This window comes from Comamonas sp. C11 (genome assembly GCF_024496285.1).
Taxonomy (GTDB): domain Bacteria; phylum Pseudomonadota; class Gammaproteobacteria; order Burkholderiales; family Burkholderiaceae_C; genus Comamonas; species Comamonas testosteroni_F.
Window position 1 is genome coordinate 457,535 of the sequence record NZ_CP101743.1, and the last position, 14,950, is coordinate 472,484.

Sequence of the window (14,950 nt, forward strand, 5' to 3'; positions counted from 1 at the left end):
TGGTTTCATGAATATGCGTCGTTTTACCGTGATGGCCCTGGGTTCGCTGGTCGGTTCGCTGCTGGTTTCCGGTGCCGCCTGGGCCCATGCCGATGCTGCCCATGTCAAGGTTGAAAATGCCTGGGCCCGCGCCAGCGTGGAGGGTCAGCAGGCCTCGGGGGCCTTTATGCGCCTGACGGCCCAGGAGCCGCTCAAGCTCGTGGGCGTGGAAACCACGGCTGCTGCAGTGGCCGAGGTGCACGAGATGAAGATGGAGGGAGACGTGATGCGCATGCGCGCCATCGAGGCGCTGGATCTGCCTCAGGGCGTGGCCGTGGAGCTCAAGCCCGGTGGCTATCACCTGATGCTGCAGCAGCTCAAGGCCCCGCTGGTCAAGGACAGCCAGGTGCCCGTGACCCTGGTGTTCAAGGATGCCAAGGGCGCAGTTTCGCGCCTGAGCCTGCAGCTGCCGGTGCGCGTGGCAGCCCCTGCGGCGGCCGGTGCCGGGCATCAGCACATGGGCCATGGCGCGCATCAGCATTGATGACTTGAGCCAGGGCTGCGGCCTGCTCCCTTGTTTGCTGCGAACATCGCAAGTGCAGTAAGCTAGTTCCGCATCCGGCCCTGTCCGGATGCGGATTCTGGTATCCATCCCTGCAGTGGAGAGCACTATGAGCGGCGACGCATCGGCATTTGGTTTCGGCAAGTTCATTCCTGGCTTTGATTTTCTGCAGGGGCTGGCGCAAAGCGCTGGCGCTGCGGCCAACCCCATGGGCCGTGTGCCGCAATGGGTGGCTCCCACCGTCAGCGTGGAAGAGGTTGACAAGCGCATTGCCGAGCTGAAAGCCGTGCAGTTCTGGCTGGAGCAAAACAGCCGCGCTCTGGCCGCCACCATCCAGGCGCTGGAAGTGCAGCGCATGACACTGTCCACGCTCAAGGACATGAATGTCAGCATGAGCGAGCTGGCCAAGTCCTTTCCTTTCCCCGGTGCAGCGCCGGTAGAACCCGCAGCGACAGCCAATACCGGCTGGCCCATGGGCAGCGCCACGGCCAAGGCTGCGGTAGCAGAGCCGTTGGCAAGCCCTGTGCCCGAGCCTGAAGCACAGGCTGCGGCCCAAGAGGAGCAGATCCATGCCGAGGCTCCTTCTCAGGCTGCCTTGAGTCAGGCCATGCAATGGTGGGGCGCGCTGACCCAGCAGTTCCAGCAGATTGCGGCCAAGGCCATGGCAGAGCCCGTTCCGCCCGAGACCCTTGCCGCTGCCCAGCGTGCGACCGAGATGGCCAGCGGTTTTGCCAAGTCCACCATGGAAAAGGTGATGGCGCAGGCTGGCGGCTTTGGCGCTGCAGGTGCAGCAAAGAGTGCAGCAAAGAGTGCAGCAAAGAGTGCAGCGGCGGCCGAGCCCAGGCCTGCACGCAAGGCGGCGGCCAAGACCGGTCAACCCCAAGCGGCAGCCGGCAAAACGGCAGCCGCTAAAAAAACTGCTGCCAAGCAGCCTGCTGCTAAAAAGACGGCCGCCAAAACCTCTGCTACCTCGCGCAAGCCCTGAGCAATCCCTTCCCGCTAAGGTGGAAAATCGTGGTTGCAAGGCATCCACGCTCCAGCAAGAACAGGAGGGCTTATGTCACTGTTTCCCGTCGCTCATGCCAGCCATGAAGACTGGCGCGCTGCGACTGAGCAAGTCGTGCTGCAGCTGCGTGGGCAGTTGCTGCGCCAGTCACTGCAGCCGCACCGGCTGGGTCTGGTCTATATCGCGCAGGGGCTGGTGCCCCATGCGCAGCCCCTGTTGGCGCTGCTGGCGCGCGAGTTGCCCCAGGTCACCGACTGGGTGGGCAGCTCCGGTCACGCCGTACTGGCCATGGAGCACGAGTATTCCGAAAGCTCCTCGCTGGCGGTCATGCTGCTGGACCTGCCCGCCGCCCATTACCGCGTCTATTCCGGCGTGGCACCGCTGGCGCAAAGCGGCGCCGAAGCAGGATTCGAGGCGCATTCGGCCCTGGTGCACTCCAGCATCGATCAGCCCGATCTCGCTGAGCTGCTGCTGGAGCTGTCCGAGCGCATCAGCACTGGAAATCTGTTCGGGGCGCTCAGCAGCGAGCAGGGCGTGCAGTTTGCCTGCCGCGCGGAAGATCTGCCCCGGCTGAGGGCGCAGGCCAGCGTCGGTATCTTTCATGCCGGCTTTTCCGGCGTGGCCTTCGATGCCGACGTAGCCTGCATTTCAAGACTGGCCCAGGGCTGCGCGCCTTTGGGTGCGGGGCTTGCGATTACCGAGGCCAGAGGCCCGGTGGTGCTGGAGCTCGAAGGCGAGCCTGCCTTGCCACGACTGCTGCAGATGCTGGATGTGGAAGCCAGCCCCAGCGCCGGCGGCGGCTGGCAGGCTGCGTTGTCGCAGCTGCGCAAGACCCAGGCCGCGATTGCACCGCTGGGCCGGGGTCTGGAGCGCGGCGCGCTGACCGACGAGGCCCAGGTGCTGCATATCGTGGGGCTGGACCCGGTGCGCCAGGGCGTTGCGCTGTCGTCGCCCGTGGAGGCCGAGCATACGGTGATCTTCTGCCAGCGCCAGAACAGCGCGGCCCGTCATGAACTGATGCAGATGGGGGCGGCCCTCAAAGATGCGCTGCAGCCCGACTTTGCCGATGCCGGCCCCGAGACCATGGCCGAGGCGGCCCAGCCCCAGCACATACGCGGTGCCATCTATGTGAGCAGCAAGGGACGGGGCAGCGAGCTGTTTGGCGGCGCCGATGCCGAGCTCAAGCTGCTGCGCCATGCGCTGGGGCCTGTGCCCCTGATCGGCCTGGTGGCCGAGGCACAGCTGATGGATGCGCATGTGCATCAGCTGGCCGGCGTGCTGACGGTGTTTACCGGTAGGTAGCCCGAAATTTGATAGCTGCTAGCGCTTGATAAAAATGGCTTTCAAAATCAATTGGCTCTGAAGTCATGCATTAACTAGCGCAAGCAGCTATCAAAAAAGAGAGCCGCCCCAAAAACTGGCGCGGCCTGAAATCAGCGATGCGGAGCAAGAGCCGCGTCGCGGCGATGGCATCGTCCCCCTCGGCAAAGCCGCTCAGGGGGTGGAATACAGTTCCACGCCCAGATTCAGCATCAGGCGATTGGCCCAGCCGAACAGTGCGGCCGAGTGCAGCATGTCCAGGATTTCCAGATCGGACAGACCTGCATCACGCAGCGGCTGCAGATTGTGTTTGCCAAAGTTGCCCGGCGTACGCGTCAGTGCCAGCGAAGCCTGGATGATGGCGCGCTCGCGGGCATTGGTGCCGGCGGTGTCGGGCTCGTCAAACAGCTGGGCCATCACATCGTTGCGCTTGGCCAGCTGCTCGAAGCGCTGGGCATGCACCGAAGCGCAGTACACGCAGCCGTTGGAGCGAGAGACGGCAGTTGCCGCCACTTCACGCTCGGCGCGGGACAGGCCGCCGGGCGCATACATGATGGCGTTGAAGGCCTGGGAGCGCTCCAGCAGCACCTGGGGCTGGCGAGCCAGCAGCAGGTAGAAGTCCATGCTTTTGGCCTTGGGGTGGCTGACTTCCAGCACATGCTGCTGCTCGGGCGTGGCGGTGTCGGGGTCCAGCACCTGCAGCCAGGCCTTCCAGTCCAGTGTCTCGCTGGTAAAGCCGTTGCGGCGCAGCGGCTCGCCGGGCGGAGGCAGATTGGCGGGGTGGACAAAGGGCGCGGCATCGGCAGGCTGGGCGGCAGGCGCTTCGGTCGCGCCGCCCAGCTCGCCCATGGCCTTCACACCCGCCAGCAGGCGGGCCTGATAGGCCACAAAGCCGATCAGCTGAGCCAGCAGCACGGTGTCGTTGAGCGACAGACCGGCGGCCGGAATGGCCAGCAGCGCTGCCTGATCGCTCTGGGCCGGGTTCAGGGCCAGCGTGCGCACAAAGTGCAGCATGGCATCCATGCGCGCCTTGCCAGTCTGGGCGCCGGGCTGGTCGAGGATGGCGCGCAGCTCGGGCGTGATGGCTTGGCCCAGGGCCTCGGCGCGCGCACGGTATTCTGCTTCGAGCACGTTCACGCCGCTGACACGGGCCTGCTCGGCAGCCAGCACCAGGCGCTCGGCCTGGGTCAGCGCGCTGTCCAGCTGATTGCCCAGCAGCAGGTCTTCGCAGGCCTGGGTGGCCAGAGCGACTTTTTCGCGCTCGTGGCGGGTGGTGAATGTGGGGCCGCCTTGCTCGAGGCCGGCCAGTCGGTCTATGGTGTCTGTCATGCGAAGTTTCCTGATTTAGGGGTGCAGCTGGCGGATGCGCGCAGCGCTGTCGGCTGCGGTCCATTCCGTGCCGTCCAGTTCGGGCTCGGCATAGGCCTTGAGCTTGTCGAAGTGCTGCTCGATATCGTTCAGATAGAATAGCGAGGCCAGACCTTGCGCGAGTTTGCGCGCCCCGTCGCTGATGGCGGGAATATCGCCCGACACCGTGCCGTGCGAGAGCGCAGCGGGGTAGCAGAAGCAGTGGATCCGGTCGAGACCGGGAAGGTCTCCCTGGAACTCGAACAGCGGCCCCAGATCGGGCGATGCCGACAGCTCGGCATCTTCATCGCCGGCCTCGGGCGTGAAGCGGCTGTTCCACAGCTTCACGTGCGGCGCGATGTCGGCAAACTCGGGACGCAGGCTCCAGTCGATGGCAAAGCCCGTGGAGACGATGAGAAAGTCCAGCAGGAACACGCCGGCCGAGGTCTGCACCTGCAGCTTGTCGCCCGCTTTCTCCACGCCCTGCACGGCGCAGCCCAGATTGAAGAAGGCGTTGTCATGGCGCGAGACGCGCAGCGTGCTGCCGTGGGGCGGCGGCACCTGCTGGGCGTTGATGTAGTGGCGGATGCGCCATTTCCAGGCATCGGGCAGCAGATACTGGCCGTGGGTCAGACCGGGCACGCCCGAGCCCTTGGACTTGTTGATCAGCGGCAGCTGCTGGCGGCGGATCAGCATGTCCACGCTGGCTGCGCCGTTTTCGAGAGCCGTCGCTGCGCTGTCCATGGCCGAGGCGCCGGCACCGACCACGCCCACATGCTTGCCGGCCAGCGTGGCGTAGTCCATGGCGTCCGAGGAATGGGCCCAGAACTTCCTGTCCACGCCCCGCATGAAGGCGGGAACCGTGGCGCCGCCCAGACCGTCGCGGCCTGTGGCCAGCACCAGGCGGCGGGTCTGCCAGGTGGCGATCACGCCATTGGCCTTGACATCGACTTCCACCACGCCATCGGCCTGCGGGCGCACGGCTATGACTTCATGGCCGTTGCGCACATCGGCGTTGGTCACGCGGCGGTACCAGCGCAGATAGTCCATCCACTGCAGGCGCGGGATCTTGTCCAGCGCCGTCCAGGCGTCCAGACCGAACTGGGCGATGAACCAGGCGCGAAAGGACAGGGCTGCAACTCCCATGGCGGGGCCGGTCAGCTCCTTGGGCGAGCGCAGGGTTTCCATGCGCGCCGTGGTGGCCCATGGGCCTTCGAAGTCCGGAGCCGACTTGTCCAGCAGCACGGGCTTGATGCCGACCTGCTGCAGCGCCATGCTGAGCGCGAGACCGGCCTGACCGGCGCCGATCACGAGCACGTCATGCACCGGCAGCCCCTTGCGCGTGGAGGGGGGAATCCAGGCCTTGGCAGGCCAGCCCAGAGTGACGAAGTCGTCACGCAGGCGCTCTTCCAGCACTGCAAGCCCCGTGGCGGCTGTCGTAGGAGTTGAAATTGACATAGCTAAAACCCAAAAGCGCCTGAGGCTTGAGCCGCAGACGCATCAAACAAACACCGATAACTTAACACTGCTTGAACTCGAAGCAGGACCAAGCGAGAGACACCGAGGAAGGGCCTGGGCGGCCCCGCCGCCCCGCACCGAGGGTGTCGTTGCTCTCCCTTAGCGCGCAGTGCGTAGAGAGAGGGGGAAGCGGCAGGGCCGCTCAGGGGGTGTTAGTCAATACTTATCTTGGCATCCTTGACCACCTTGGCCCATTTGATGCGATCTTCATGCACGGTCTTCTTGAACTGCTCGGGTGTCTCTTCGCGGATGGTGTTGCCCTGGGAGACAAAGCGCTCGCGCACCTCGGGTTGCTTGAGCACGTCGTTGACCGCCAGGTTGAGCTTCTTGATGATCACCGGGTCCGTGCCCTTGGGCGCGAAGATGCCGAACCAGATGGAGCTGTTGAAGCCCTTGGTGCCCGGCAGGCCGCTGGCGGCAATGGTGGGCACTTCCTTGACGGCTTCCACGGGCTTGGCCGTGGTCACGCCCAGCAGGCGCACCTTGCCGGCCTTGTAGTGGCTCAGCACGGTCTGTACCTGGTTCATGATGCAGCAGGTCTCGCCGCGCAGCACCGAGGTGATGGCTTCGGGGCCGCCCTTGTAGGGCACATGCACCATGTCCAGGCCCAGACGCGAGTTGAACTCTGCGAACGCCATATGGGTGCCTGCGCCATTGCCGGTGGAGGCGTAGTTGTACTTGCCGGGATGGGCCTTGACCTCGTCGACGAACTCCTTGAGGTTCTTGACGTTGATCACATTGGGATTGATGGTCAGCACATTGGCCACGTCCACCAGCGGTGCGACGGGCACAAAGTCGGCCTCCACGTCGAACGGCAGCTTCTTGTACAGCGCGGCATTGCTGCCATGGGTGGCGGCAGTGCCGAAGTAGATGGTGTAGCCATCGGGCTTGGCGCGGGCCACAAACTCGCTGCCGATATTGCCGGCTGCGCCGCTCTTGTAATCAATGATGACGGGCTGGCCCAGGATCTTGCCCAGCGGCTCTTGCGCCACACGACCGATCACATCCACACCCGAACCCGCGTTGAAGCCCATGATCATGGTGATGGGCTGGTGCGGATAGCTGGCGGCGCCGGGGTCGGCTGCCTGGCTGGCCAGAGGAAACAGGGCGGCGGCCGCCGCTGTGGCTACAAGACCGGAGATGGAACGGGGCAGCAAACGCATGATGGGACTTGTCCAGAGGAACCTTGAATGCCGTGAATTGTGTCCGTAATTTAATGATTTGCTTCTATATGCTTATGCAGCATTAAGCTTGTGGGGTTAATGCAAAAAAGCCCAGGTCTCTTGCGAGACATGGGCTGAAATCCGCTGGAAAGTGATGACTCGGAGGGCCAGCGGAGGGAGCGATCAAGGCTTGAAGCGTCAACAGGCGCTTAGCGACGATACGGGTTGTGGGGGTTGCGGTCATGGCGGTTGGGCACGCCGTCACCGTCCCTGTCCCAGCGGCTGGCCCGGTAGTCCCAGCGGTTGCCGTGCTGCACCCAGGCGGGCTGGCGGTACACATAGCCGGGGCGGTTCTGCACCCAGTGGCCGGCGCGCCAGACATGGCGGTGGCCGCGCGGCTCCCAGTAACCAGGGGCCCAGACATAGCCGCGGCGCGGAGCGGGCACGGCTTCATAGCGGACAGGGGGCGGTGCGTTGAACTGCACGTTCACATAGGCGCCCTGGCTGGCGCCCGCCCAGTAAGCGCTTTGGGCCTGTGCGCTGCCGGCAAAGCCCAGCAAGGCGAGTGCGCCTGCGGCAGCGACGGTTTGGATGGTGTTGCGGATTGTCAGCATATACGCCTCCTTCATGGGTAGCGGGCTGTCTGTGGGTCCAGGCATCCCTTGGGCTTCATGTTGGAAGGCCAGCGTCAACCGTGGGTTGCCGCTGTGCGAAGTCTTGCAATCTTGTGTGTCTGTTTGGTGAAGAATGTATAAAACAGGCAGATAACGCAGATGCAGCAAGCGCATTTAGCTACATATTTGGGAGTGGCCGTCTACCGGCGCAAGGCCGCAAAGGCGGGCAGCTCCCATTTGCGCATGCCCAGCACCAGGGTGTAGCCCTCGATCTTGTTGGGCCCCAGGCGCTGATCCTGCAGATGCTGCTGCGAAAAGTCCTGACCGATGCGCTGGATACGCTCCACGAAGCTGGGCGCCAGGCTGGGGGCGATGGAGCCATGCACCAGCAGCATGGTCTCGTCCTCGCCGGCAAAAGTGCCGCCGAAGTAGTCCAGCACGGCGTTCTCGCGGAAGAAGTCCATCACCGGGCCGTTGGTCTGCCAGCGGAAGGTCTTGGCCAGGCGCAGCTTGTAGCGGTTGCCGGGACGCAGCTCGATGATGCCGATGCGGTCCAGCTGTGCCAGATAGCCTATGCCCTCGGGCTCGCTGATGCGGTAGGTGGCGACGATCTGCTCCAGCGTCCATTGGCTGAGCACGCAGATGGCCGTGAGCAGCAGCTTGCGGTCGGCAACCACGGCAATCTCCTGCTCGCGCGTGATCTGTTGCAGCAGCGGCCGGCTGTCGGCCACATTGCGCGCCAGATCGGCAAAGTCCAGGTGCAGGGCGCGGCAGATCTCGTCGATGCGCGACAGCGGCATGTCGCCCTTGGCCAGCATGCGCTTGACGCTGGATTCGGCCATGCCTATGGCCTGTGCCAGGTCGGCATAGGTCATCTGCGCGGCCTTGAGTTCTTTCTTGATGGCGGTGACGAGATCGGCGGTCGTGCTCATGGTATCGGTTGGTAGTACTGGCAGTGCAGCGATATGGGGCAAGTTTAGAAGATTGATGCCGCTGCTTCGGCTGATTTCCATACTGCGCGGCAATCACACAAGGAAGCGCCATGCAACTGCATACCTCATCGATCACGAACGTGGAAATGACGAGCCCCGAGACCTCGGGCACGCTGGAGCAGCGCTTTGCCTTGTTCGGGGGCATGGCCTTGCTGTTCACGCTGGCACTGCTGATGCCCGGCATGGCCCAGCCCGAGCACTATCACGCCTTTGCCGACCAGCGCGGCTGGCTGGGCCTGCCGCATGCAGCCGATGTGTTGAGCAACCTGGGGTTTGTGCTGGCCGGACTGGCGGGCGGGCTTGCGCTGTGGCGTGCCGACTATCAGAAGCTCAATGGCACGGCGCGTGCCCTCTGTGCTCTCTTCTTTGCGGGCCTGCTGTGCTCGGGGGCGGGCTCGGCCTGGTATCACTGGGCGCCGCAGGATTCGAGTCTGGTCTGGGACCGGCTGGGCATGAGCCTGGCTTTCGCCGGCTTGCTGGGTCTGGCGGTGCAGACGCGCATTGACGACATCAGCGCCTGCATCACTGCCGGAGTATTGCTGGTGGCAGCACCCGCCAGCGTGGCAGTCTGGGCGCAGACCAGCAATGTGCTGCCCTGGGTGCTGGTGCAGGGCGGCGGCATGCTGACTCTCCTGTGGCTGGCCTTTGTGACGCCGCGTCGTCACGCACTGCCCGTGGAGCTGGGCTGGGTGATCGGTCTGTACTTCGTGGCCAAGCTGCTGGAGTTGTCGGACGGCGATGTCTTCGATGTGACCGCGCACGCAATCTCCGGCCACAGCCTCAAGCACTGGGTGGCCGCCGCCGCCGCATGGCCTGTGCTGCGTGCCTTGCAGCAGTGGCGCGAGTCGTAATATTCATAGCGGCTAGCGCATGTTCAACAAGCGCCAGCGGCATAAAACCTACAAAAAAATCCGGGCAAGTTGGCACAATGCCAGCAGCGCCACAGGGAGAGATCCATGAATTCCACGCCGACCGTCCATACGGCCGCCACTGCACAGCAGCATGCCCACCCCAACCAGTTTGCCCTGCTGGGCCAGCGCCGCTTTGCGCCGTTTTTCTGGACGCAGTTTGCCGGTGCGGGCAATGACAATCTCTTCAAGTTCGCCTTCACGGTGATGGTTACCTATCAGCTCAGCGTCTCGTGGCTGCCGCCTTCCATGGCGGGCCTGGTGATCGGTGCGCTGTTCACCCTGCCTTATCTGCTGTTTTCGGCCACTTCGGGCCAGCTGACCGACAAGTGGGACAAGACCCGCATGTTCCGCCTGGTCAAGAATCTCGAGATCGCCATCATGCTGATTGCGGCCTGGGGCTTCGTTCAGGCCAATGTACCGGTGCTGCTGCTGTGCGTGTTCCTCATGGGACTGCACTCCACGCTGTTCGGCCCCGTCAAGTTCGCCTATCTGCCCCAGGTGCTCAACGACCGCGAACTCACGGGCGGCAACGGCATGGTGGAGATGGGCACGTTTGTCGCCATCCTGCTGGGTCAGGTCGCCGGTGGCCTGCTGATCGCCGTGCCAGAGGTCGGTCATATGCAGGTCGCCATGGCCTGCGTGGCCGTCGCGGTCGTGGGCCGCATCTGCGCGCAGTTCATTCCTCACGCACCGGCCACCGATCCGGGCCTGATCATCAACTGGAATCCGTTTACCGAAACCTGGCGCAACCTCCAGCTGGCTCGTCAGCAGCCCGTGGTGTTCCGCTCGCTGCTCGGTATCAGCTGGATGTGGTTCTTTGGTGCGGTGTTTCTCTCGCAGTTTCCCAGCTTTGCCAAGGAGGTGCTGCATGGCGACGAGCATGTGGCATCGCTGCTGCTGGTGATCTTCTCGGTGGGCATAGGCATCGGCTCGCTGCTGTGCGAGGTGTTCAGCCGTCGCCAGGTTGAGATCGGCCTGGTGCCGCTGGGTGCGATTGGCATGAGCGTGTTTGCGATTGATCTGTTCTTTGCCACGCGCGCGCTGCCTCCGTCCGAGCTGATGGGCGTGAGTGCCTTTTTTGGAGAGGCCAAGCACTGGCGCGTGATGCTGGATCTGGGCCTGCTGGCGCTGTCGGCGGGCATTTACAGCGTGCCCATGTATGCGCTGATCCAGATGCGCAGCCAGCCCACGCACCGCGCGCGCATCATCGCAGCCAACAATATCCTGAACGCGCTGTTCATGATCGCCTCGGCTGTGCTGGCCGGCGCCCTGCTGGCCGCAGGTTGCAGCATTCCACAGGTGTTTCTGATCACCGGCATCGCCAATGCCATCGTGGCGCTCTATGTGTTCCTGCTGGTGCCCGAATATCTGCTGCGCTTTGTGGCCTGGGTCATTACCCACTTTGTCTACCGCTTCAAGGTGCGTGGCGACGAGCATATTCCGCACGATGGCGCGGCCGTGCTGGTCTGCAACCATGTGAGCTTTGTCGATGCCATCTTGCTCATGGCGGCCAGCCCGCGCCCCATTCACTTCGTGATGGATCACCGCATCTTCCAGGCACCGGTGCTGGGCTGGTTGTTCAAGCTGGCCAAGGCGATCCCGATTGCGCCGCACAAGGAGGACCCCGCGACCTATGAAGCCGCGTTCGCGCGGGCCGCAGAGGTGCTGCGCGAGGGCGATCTGCTGGCCATCTTCCCGGAGGGCGGCATCACCTCAGACGGCCAGCTGCAGCCGTTCAAGGGCGGCATCATGAAGATTCTCGACCATGCGCGAGACGACGGCCTGCAGGTTCCCGTCATTCCCATGGCGCTCACCAATCTCTGGGGATCCTACTTCAGCCGCATTGAGTTGCGCGGCGGCAAGAATGTGGCCATGGTCAAGCCGTTGCGCCGCGGCCTGTTCAACCGGGTGGGGCTGGAAGTGGGCGAGCCCGTGGCGGCTGCCGCTGTCACGCCGGCCCTGCTGCAGCAGAACGTGGCGGATTTGCTCAGGCGTTGAGGCTGGACGATCAGGGCAGGAGTCGGATATCACCCATGTAGGCAAGTCCTTCGCCATGGGTGTTGTCCGAGTCCGCCGATACGGTGATGCCGATGATGGTGGGCATGGTCTGCGACTCGTCGCCAAAGGCGTGCATATAGTCGGACGTCAGATTGCGCTGCTCCGTCACCCACTGGCCTTTGTGCGTGCTGCCGCTTTGCAGCACGATATAGCGCATGCGATGCGTGAACGCGTTGTGCATGACCGTCCCTGCGGGCTGCTTGTTGTCCCAGACATAGCACAGCGTCTCGGCCGGAATATCCTCTCCGGTGCTGATTCTGCCCAGACGCAGCTTTGCCCGTTCGCCAAAGCTCAGCTGCGATTTGTCAAAGTCGAAGGACACGCAGAGCTTGAGCGCCGCATCGTCACCGGCTCTGGTTTTGATATCGGCCTTGTCGATCAGCTGATCCACGCGCCAGCGCCACTGCAGCTGCAGATCGGGCGAGGCAGTCAGGTGCAGCGTGTGAACCATATTGCCGTAGGCGTCCTGTGTGCTCACGCGCAGCACATGCCCGCCATCCTGGTCCACCACATTGAAGGCCGTCGGGTTCTTGTTGGGCAGGGTGGCAAAGTGCCAGGGCCCGCCCAGCGGGCCCGGCGGCATCTGCGAAAAAGCGGGAACGCTGCTGCCCTGCGCCAGTGCCGAGACAGCTAGCGCGGACATGGCCGTGGCGAGCACCGCCGCAAGCCGGCTTTGCCGGCGTGAAGGTTTGTGCAGGGCGAAGGTCTGAGAGTGAAGCCGCATGGATTGCCTGATGATTTTTGAAAGTTGTGGGCGCGGGAGTGGGGCAAGATGCACAAGCTGCAGCTGGTTTGAGAGCTGGAAGCGGGCGGTGAGTATCGATTTGCGATACTGCGAGACCTGCCGCTTGCTGATTTTGACAAAACACAGGGCCGAAGTTTCGGGCGCGTGGATGATTCGTTCGTCGCCGCACGGAAATTGCGGCCATTTCAACAACCACCGGGAGCCATTTGTGATCAACGTCCTGACCTTTATCCGTCCTCTTCGCAAAAGCCTGTGCGCCCTGGGCGCGGCCTTTGCCTTGCTGGGCGGCAGTGCGGTCCACGCCCAGAGCGAAGCCTCTCTGGTGCTATCGGCCCTGCCCGTGGCATCGGTGGTTGCAGCGGTATCGGGTGGCGCTTCGGAGGAAGTCGTGGCAATACCCCTGTTTCTGTCGGCCGCTGGTGCATCCGTGATCGTTGAGGCCGTGGAGAGCAGTGCCACAGGCGTGACCTATGTGCTCAAGAATGTGGCAGACGGCACTTCGGCCGTGGTCAAAGTCTCTGGCCAGGCCGCAGGCGCCCTGTCGGTCGGCGTGGGCACGGTGGTGCAGACCAGTGCCACAGCGGCCGGCGTGATTCTGTCCACGGCAGGCAAGGTGCTGGCCTTCATCCCCAACGAAATCGGCAAGGCGCTGATGCACAACGAGCGTCTGTAATTCAAGAAGCTGGAGGCTCGCATGATCAAGGAACCGAAAAGCGTTGTACAAGCCATGGCGCCCGCTCAACGCACCGGCATGCCCATTCCCGGCCCTGTGGTGCTGGCGCTGGGCGCCGCGCTGATTGCCTGGGCGGGCTCGGCCCAGGCCGGTCGCAGCTGTGAGGACCGTCCGCTGACTGCCGATGTCATGGCCAAGGGGCTGAATCTGGCCGCGCGTACCGCCAAGGCGCTGGATGCCGAGTTTCAGAAGAACGGCACCCAGGTCGTGCTGCTGGCGCGCCAAGGGCAGGACTTGAGCAAATACGATCTCAAGTATTCGCACTATGGCTGGGCTTACAGAACACCCGCCGGCCCCTGGCGCGTGGCGCACAAGCTCAACGAGTGCGGCACGGCATCCGGCCATATCTACCGGCAGGGCCTGGGCGAGTTCTTTCTTGACGATATGTGGCGCTACGAAGCCGCCATTCAGATCCCGACACCGGCGGTGCAGCAGGCCCTGCTCAAGTTCCTGAGCGCTCCCACGGTACTGCGCCTGCAAAACGAACCCTACAGCATGGTCAGCTATGTCTGGAGCAGCAAGTACCAGCAGTCGAACCAATGGGCAACCGAGACGCTGGCCGCGGCCATGGAGCCGGCGACGATTCAGAACCGCGCACAGGCTCAGGCCTGGTTGCAGGCCAGGGGCTATGAGCCCGGCGCGCTCATCATTCGCGCGTTCTCGCGACTGGGGGGGCGCATGACGGCAGCCAATATCGCGTTTGACGATCATCCGAATGAAAAGCGCTTTGCCAGTCGCATAGAGACGGTGACGGTGGACTCCGTGACCCAGTGGTTGCAGCGCACGCAACTGGCTTCGGCCGTGCGCACCGTGCAATGAGCTTGAGCCTTGTTGGCTTCAAGATCTTGCTGAATATGCGCATGGCGCTATGTTTTTGGAGTAGTTGAAATGAGCAAGTCTCTGCGTTTGCCCGAAAAATGGTTTCGCCGCGGTCTCTGGCTGGTCGCGTTGGTGTTTGCCTTTTTCCTGATCGGTCTGGGTGGGCTGGTGGTGGGCAATCTACCGCAGCCCAATCGCTCGCTGGAGGTGGAATCCTTTATTCCGCAGGCCGATGCACAGCGCGTGCAGGCCGAAATCGACCAGGCCCGGAAGACGGCCGGCGTGACCCAGAAGGCACTGGACAGGGCTCAGCTCAAGTTCGACGCCGAGCGTGCGCGCTACCAGTCGGCGCGCGACACCTTTGACAACTGGGTGGCGACCCGCCGGGCCACGGAGCGCCCCGAGCAGGATGCAGAGCTGGTGGCGCGCAGCAAGGCTCTTGATGCGCTCAAGCAGGCCGAAGACATGGCCCGTCAGGAGCGCGAGAAAGAGGCTCAGACCCATCTGGAAGCCAACCAGGCCGTCTCCAATGCCGAAGCCGAGATGAGCAGTCTGCGCGAGCAGGCCTATCCTCAATACGAAGCTGCCATGCGCTCCAGCGAGCTGCGCGTGTTTCTGTTCCGCCTGGCCATCACCTTGCCTCTGCTGGGAGTGGCGGGCTGGTTGTTCGCCAAGAAGCGCAAGAGCACCTGGTGGCCATTTGTCTGGGGCTTCATCTTTTTTGCACTGTTCGCCTTCTTTGTCGAGCTGGTGCCCTATCTGCCTGACTACGGCGGCTATGTGCGCTACATCGTAGGCATTTTGGTGACGGTATTGCTGGGGCGCTATGCTATTCTGGCGCTCAACCGCTATCTGGAAAAACAGAAGCTGCAGGAGTCCCTGCCGGAAGAACAGCGCCGTGAGGAGCTGAGCTATGACGTGGCGCTGGAGCGTCTGTCCAAGAATGTGTGCCCGGGCTGCGAGCGCCCAGTGGATCTCAAGAACACCGAGATCGACTTCTGCCCCCATTGCGGTATCGGCCTGTTCGACCATTGCGGCAGCTGCAATACCCGCAAGAGCGCGTTCTCACGCTTTTGCCATAGCTGCGGCACTGCGGCGGGGAAGGTCTTGCCGCGTCTGGATGGGGCGCCGGCGGCTCAGTCGGCGTCCGGGGCGAATGAGGTGAGATGAGTGCTGGCCGGGC

General features: G+C 63.6%; 14 protein-coding genes. 8 read left to right on the forward strand and 6 right to left on the reverse strand.

What is annotated here, in order from left to right; genetic code table 11:
- Positions 1-7: 7 nt before the first annotated feature.
- The 3 genes from NOX35_RS02090 to NOX35_RS02100 all read left to right on the forward strand — a co-directional run bounded on the left by NOX35_RS02090 (position 8) and on the right by NOX35_RS02100 (position 2,849).
- Positions 8-523, forward strand: coding sequence for a copper chaperone PCu(A)C (locus NOX35_RS02090; protein WP_182285420.1), 516 nt, complete (start codon positions 8-10; stop codon positions 521-523).
- Positions 524-650: 127 nt separating this feature from the next.
- A complete protein-coding gene (locus NOX35_RS02095; RefSeq protein WP_256495566.1) occupies positions 651-1,526 on the forward strand; it encodes a PhaM family polyhydroxyalkanoate granule multifunctional regulatory protein in 876 nt (291 codons plus the stop codon).
- Positions 1,527-1,598: 72 nt separating this feature from the next.
- Complete coding sequence (locus tag NOX35_RS02100) at positions 1,599-2,849, forward strand: FIST N-terminal domain-containing protein (RefSeq protein WP_256495567.1); 1,251 nt, start codon at positions 1,599-1,601, stop codon at positions 2,847-2,849.
- A 192-nt stretch (positions 2,850-3,041) separates the two neighbouring features.
- Here the strand turns inward: NOX35_RS02100 and NOX35_RS02105 are convergent, their stop codons facing one another.
- The 5 genes from NOX35_RS02105 to NOX35_RS02125 all read right to left on the reverse strand — a co-directional run bounded on the left by NOX35_RS02105 (position 3,042) and on the right by NOX35_RS02125 (position 8,441).
- Complete coding sequence (locus tag NOX35_RS02105) at positions 3,042-4,196, reverse strand: peroxidase-related enzyme (protein WP_256495568.1); 1,155 nt, start codon at positions 4,194-4,196, stop codon at positions 3,042-3,044.
- 15 nt (positions 4,197-4,211) lie between these two features.
- Positions 4,212-5,672: an NAD(P)-binding domain-containing protein gene (locus tag NOX35_RS02110; RefSeq protein ID WP_256495569.1), complete on the reverse strand. Its 1,461-nt coding sequence runs from the start codon at positions 5,670-5,672 to the stop codon at positions 4,212-4,214.
- A 212-nt stretch (positions 5,673-5,884) separates the two neighbouring features.
- Entirely contained in the window at positions 5,885-6,895 is a 1,011-nt protein-coding gene (locus NOX35_RS02115; RefSeq protein ID WP_182285425.1) for a tripartite tricarboxylate transporter substrate binding protein, read from the reverse strand.
- Positions 6,896-7,104: 209 nt separating this feature from the next.
- Entirely contained in the window at positions 7,105-7,509 is a 405-nt protein-coding gene (locus NOX35_RS02120; RefSeq protein ID WP_182285426.1) for a YXWGXW repeat-containing protein, read from the reverse strand.
- 200 nt (positions 7,510-7,709) lie between these two features.
- Positions 7,710-8,441 (reverse strand): helix-turn-helix transcriptional regulator, encoded by a 732-nt coding sequence (locus NOX35_RS02125; RefSeq protein ID WP_003065639.1) that lies wholly within the window; start codon positions 8,439-8,441, stop codon positions 7,710-7,712.
- Between the two features lie 110 nt (positions 8,442-8,551).
- On the opposite strand from NOX35_RS02125, the gene NOX35_RS02130 reads away from it, so the two are divergent.
- Positions 8,552-9,352, forward strand: coding sequence for a hypothetical protein (locus NOX35_RS02130; protein WP_182285427.1), 801 nt, complete (start codon positions 8,552-8,554; stop codon positions 9,350-9,352).
- A 105-nt stretch (positions 9,353-9,457) separates the two neighbouring features.
- Entirely contained in the window at positions 9,458-11,410 is a 1,953-nt protein-coding gene (locus NOX35_RS02135; RefSeq protein ID WP_256495570.1) for an MFS transporter, read from the forward strand.
- Positions 11,411-11,420: 10 nt separating this feature from the next.
- On the opposite strand, the gene NOX35_RS02140 is transcribed toward NOX35_RS02135, so the two are convergent.
- Positions 11,421-12,194, reverse strand: coding sequence for a DUF3047 domain-containing protein (locus NOX35_RS02140; RefSeq protein ID WP_256495571.1), 774 nt, complete (start codon positions 12,192-12,194; stop codon positions 11,421-11,423).
- A 169-nt stretch (positions 12,195-12,363) separates the two neighbouring features.
- Between NOX35_RS02140 and NOX35_RS02145 the strand changes: the two genes are divergently transcribed.
- The 3 genes from NOX35_RS02145 to NOX35_RS02155 all read left to right on the forward strand — a co-directional run bounded on the left by NOX35_RS02145 (position 12,364) and on the right by NOX35_RS02155 (position 14,937).
- Positions 12,364-12,888: a hypothetical protein gene (locus NOX35_RS02145; RefSeq protein ID WP_256495572.1), complete on the forward strand. Its 525-nt coding sequence runs from the start codon at positions 12,364-12,366 to the stop codon at positions 12,886-12,888.
- Between the two features lie 21 nt (positions 12,889-12,909).
- A complete protein-coding gene (locus NOX35_RS02150; RefSeq protein WP_182285430.1) occupies positions 12,910-13,767 on the forward strand; it encodes a DUF2145 domain-containing protein in 858 nt (285 codons plus the stop codon).
- A 69-nt stretch (positions 13,768-13,836) separates the two neighbouring features.
- Positions 13,837-14,937 (forward strand): serine endopeptidase, encoded by a 1,101-nt coding sequence (locus NOX35_RS02155; protein WP_256495573.1) that lies wholly within the window; start codon positions 13,837-13,839, stop codon positions 14,935-14,937.
- Positions 14,938-14,950 lie beyond the last annotated feature (13 nt).

Bases quoted from the DNA above. Each gene is read 5' to 3' on its own strand.
- NOX35_RS02115 (WP_182285425.1), bottom strand. From the start codon at position 6,895: ATGCGTTTGCTGCCCCGTTCCATCTCCGGTCTTGTAGCCACAGCGGCG.
- NOX35_RS02095 (WP_256495566.1), top strand. From the start codon at position 651: ATGAGCGGCGACGCATCGGCATTTGGTTTCGGCAAGTTCATTCCTGGC.
- NOX35_RS02135 (WP_256495570.1), top strand. From the start codon at position 9,458: ATGAATTCCACGCCGACCGTCCATACGGCCGCCACTGCACAGCAGCAT.
- NOX35_RS02110 (WP_256495569.1), bottom strand. From the start codon at position 5,672: ATGTCAATTTCAACTCCTACGACAGCCGCCACGGGGCTTGCAGTGCTG.
- NOX35_RS02130 (WP_182285427.1), top strand. From the start codon at position 8,552: ATGCAACTGCATACCTCATCGATCACGAACGTGGAAATGACGAGCCCC.
- NOX35_RS02090 (WP_182285420.1), top strand. From the start codon at position 8: ATGAATATGCGTCGTTTTACCGTGATGGCCCTGGGTTCGCTGGTCGGT.
- NOX35_RS02145 (WP_256495572.1), top strand. From the start codon at position 12,364: ATGATTCGTTCGTCGCCGCACGGAAATTGCGGCCATTTCAACAACCAC.
- NOX35_RS02100 (WP_256495567.1), top strand. From the start codon at position 1,599: ATGTCACTGTTTCCCGTCGCTCATGCCAGCCATGAAGACTGGCGCGCT.
- NOX35_RS02125 (WP_003065639.1), bottom strand. From the start codon at position 8,441: ATGAGCACGACCGCCGATCTCGTCACCGCCATCAAGAAAGAACTCAAG.
- NOX35_RS02150 (WP_182285430.1), top strand. From the start codon at position 12,910: ATGATCAAGGAACCGAAAAGCGTTGTACAAGCCATGGCGCCCGCTCAA.
- NOX35_RS02120 (WP_182285426.1), bottom strand. From the start codon at position 7,509: ATGCTGACAATCCGCAACACCATCCAAACCGTCGCTGCCGCAGGCGCA.
- NOX35_RS02155 (WP_256495573.1), top strand. From the start codon at position 13,837: ATGAGCAAGTCTCTGCGTTTGCCCGAAAAATGGTTTCGCCGCGGTCTC.
- NOX35_RS02105 (WP_256495568.1), bottom strand. From the start codon at position 4,196: ATGACAGACACCATAGACCGACTGGCCGGCCTCGAGCAAGGCGGCCCC.
- NOX35_RS02140 (WP_256495571.1), bottom strand. From the start codon at position 12,194: ATGCGGCTTCACTCTCAGACCTTCGCCCTGCACAAACCTTCACGCCGG.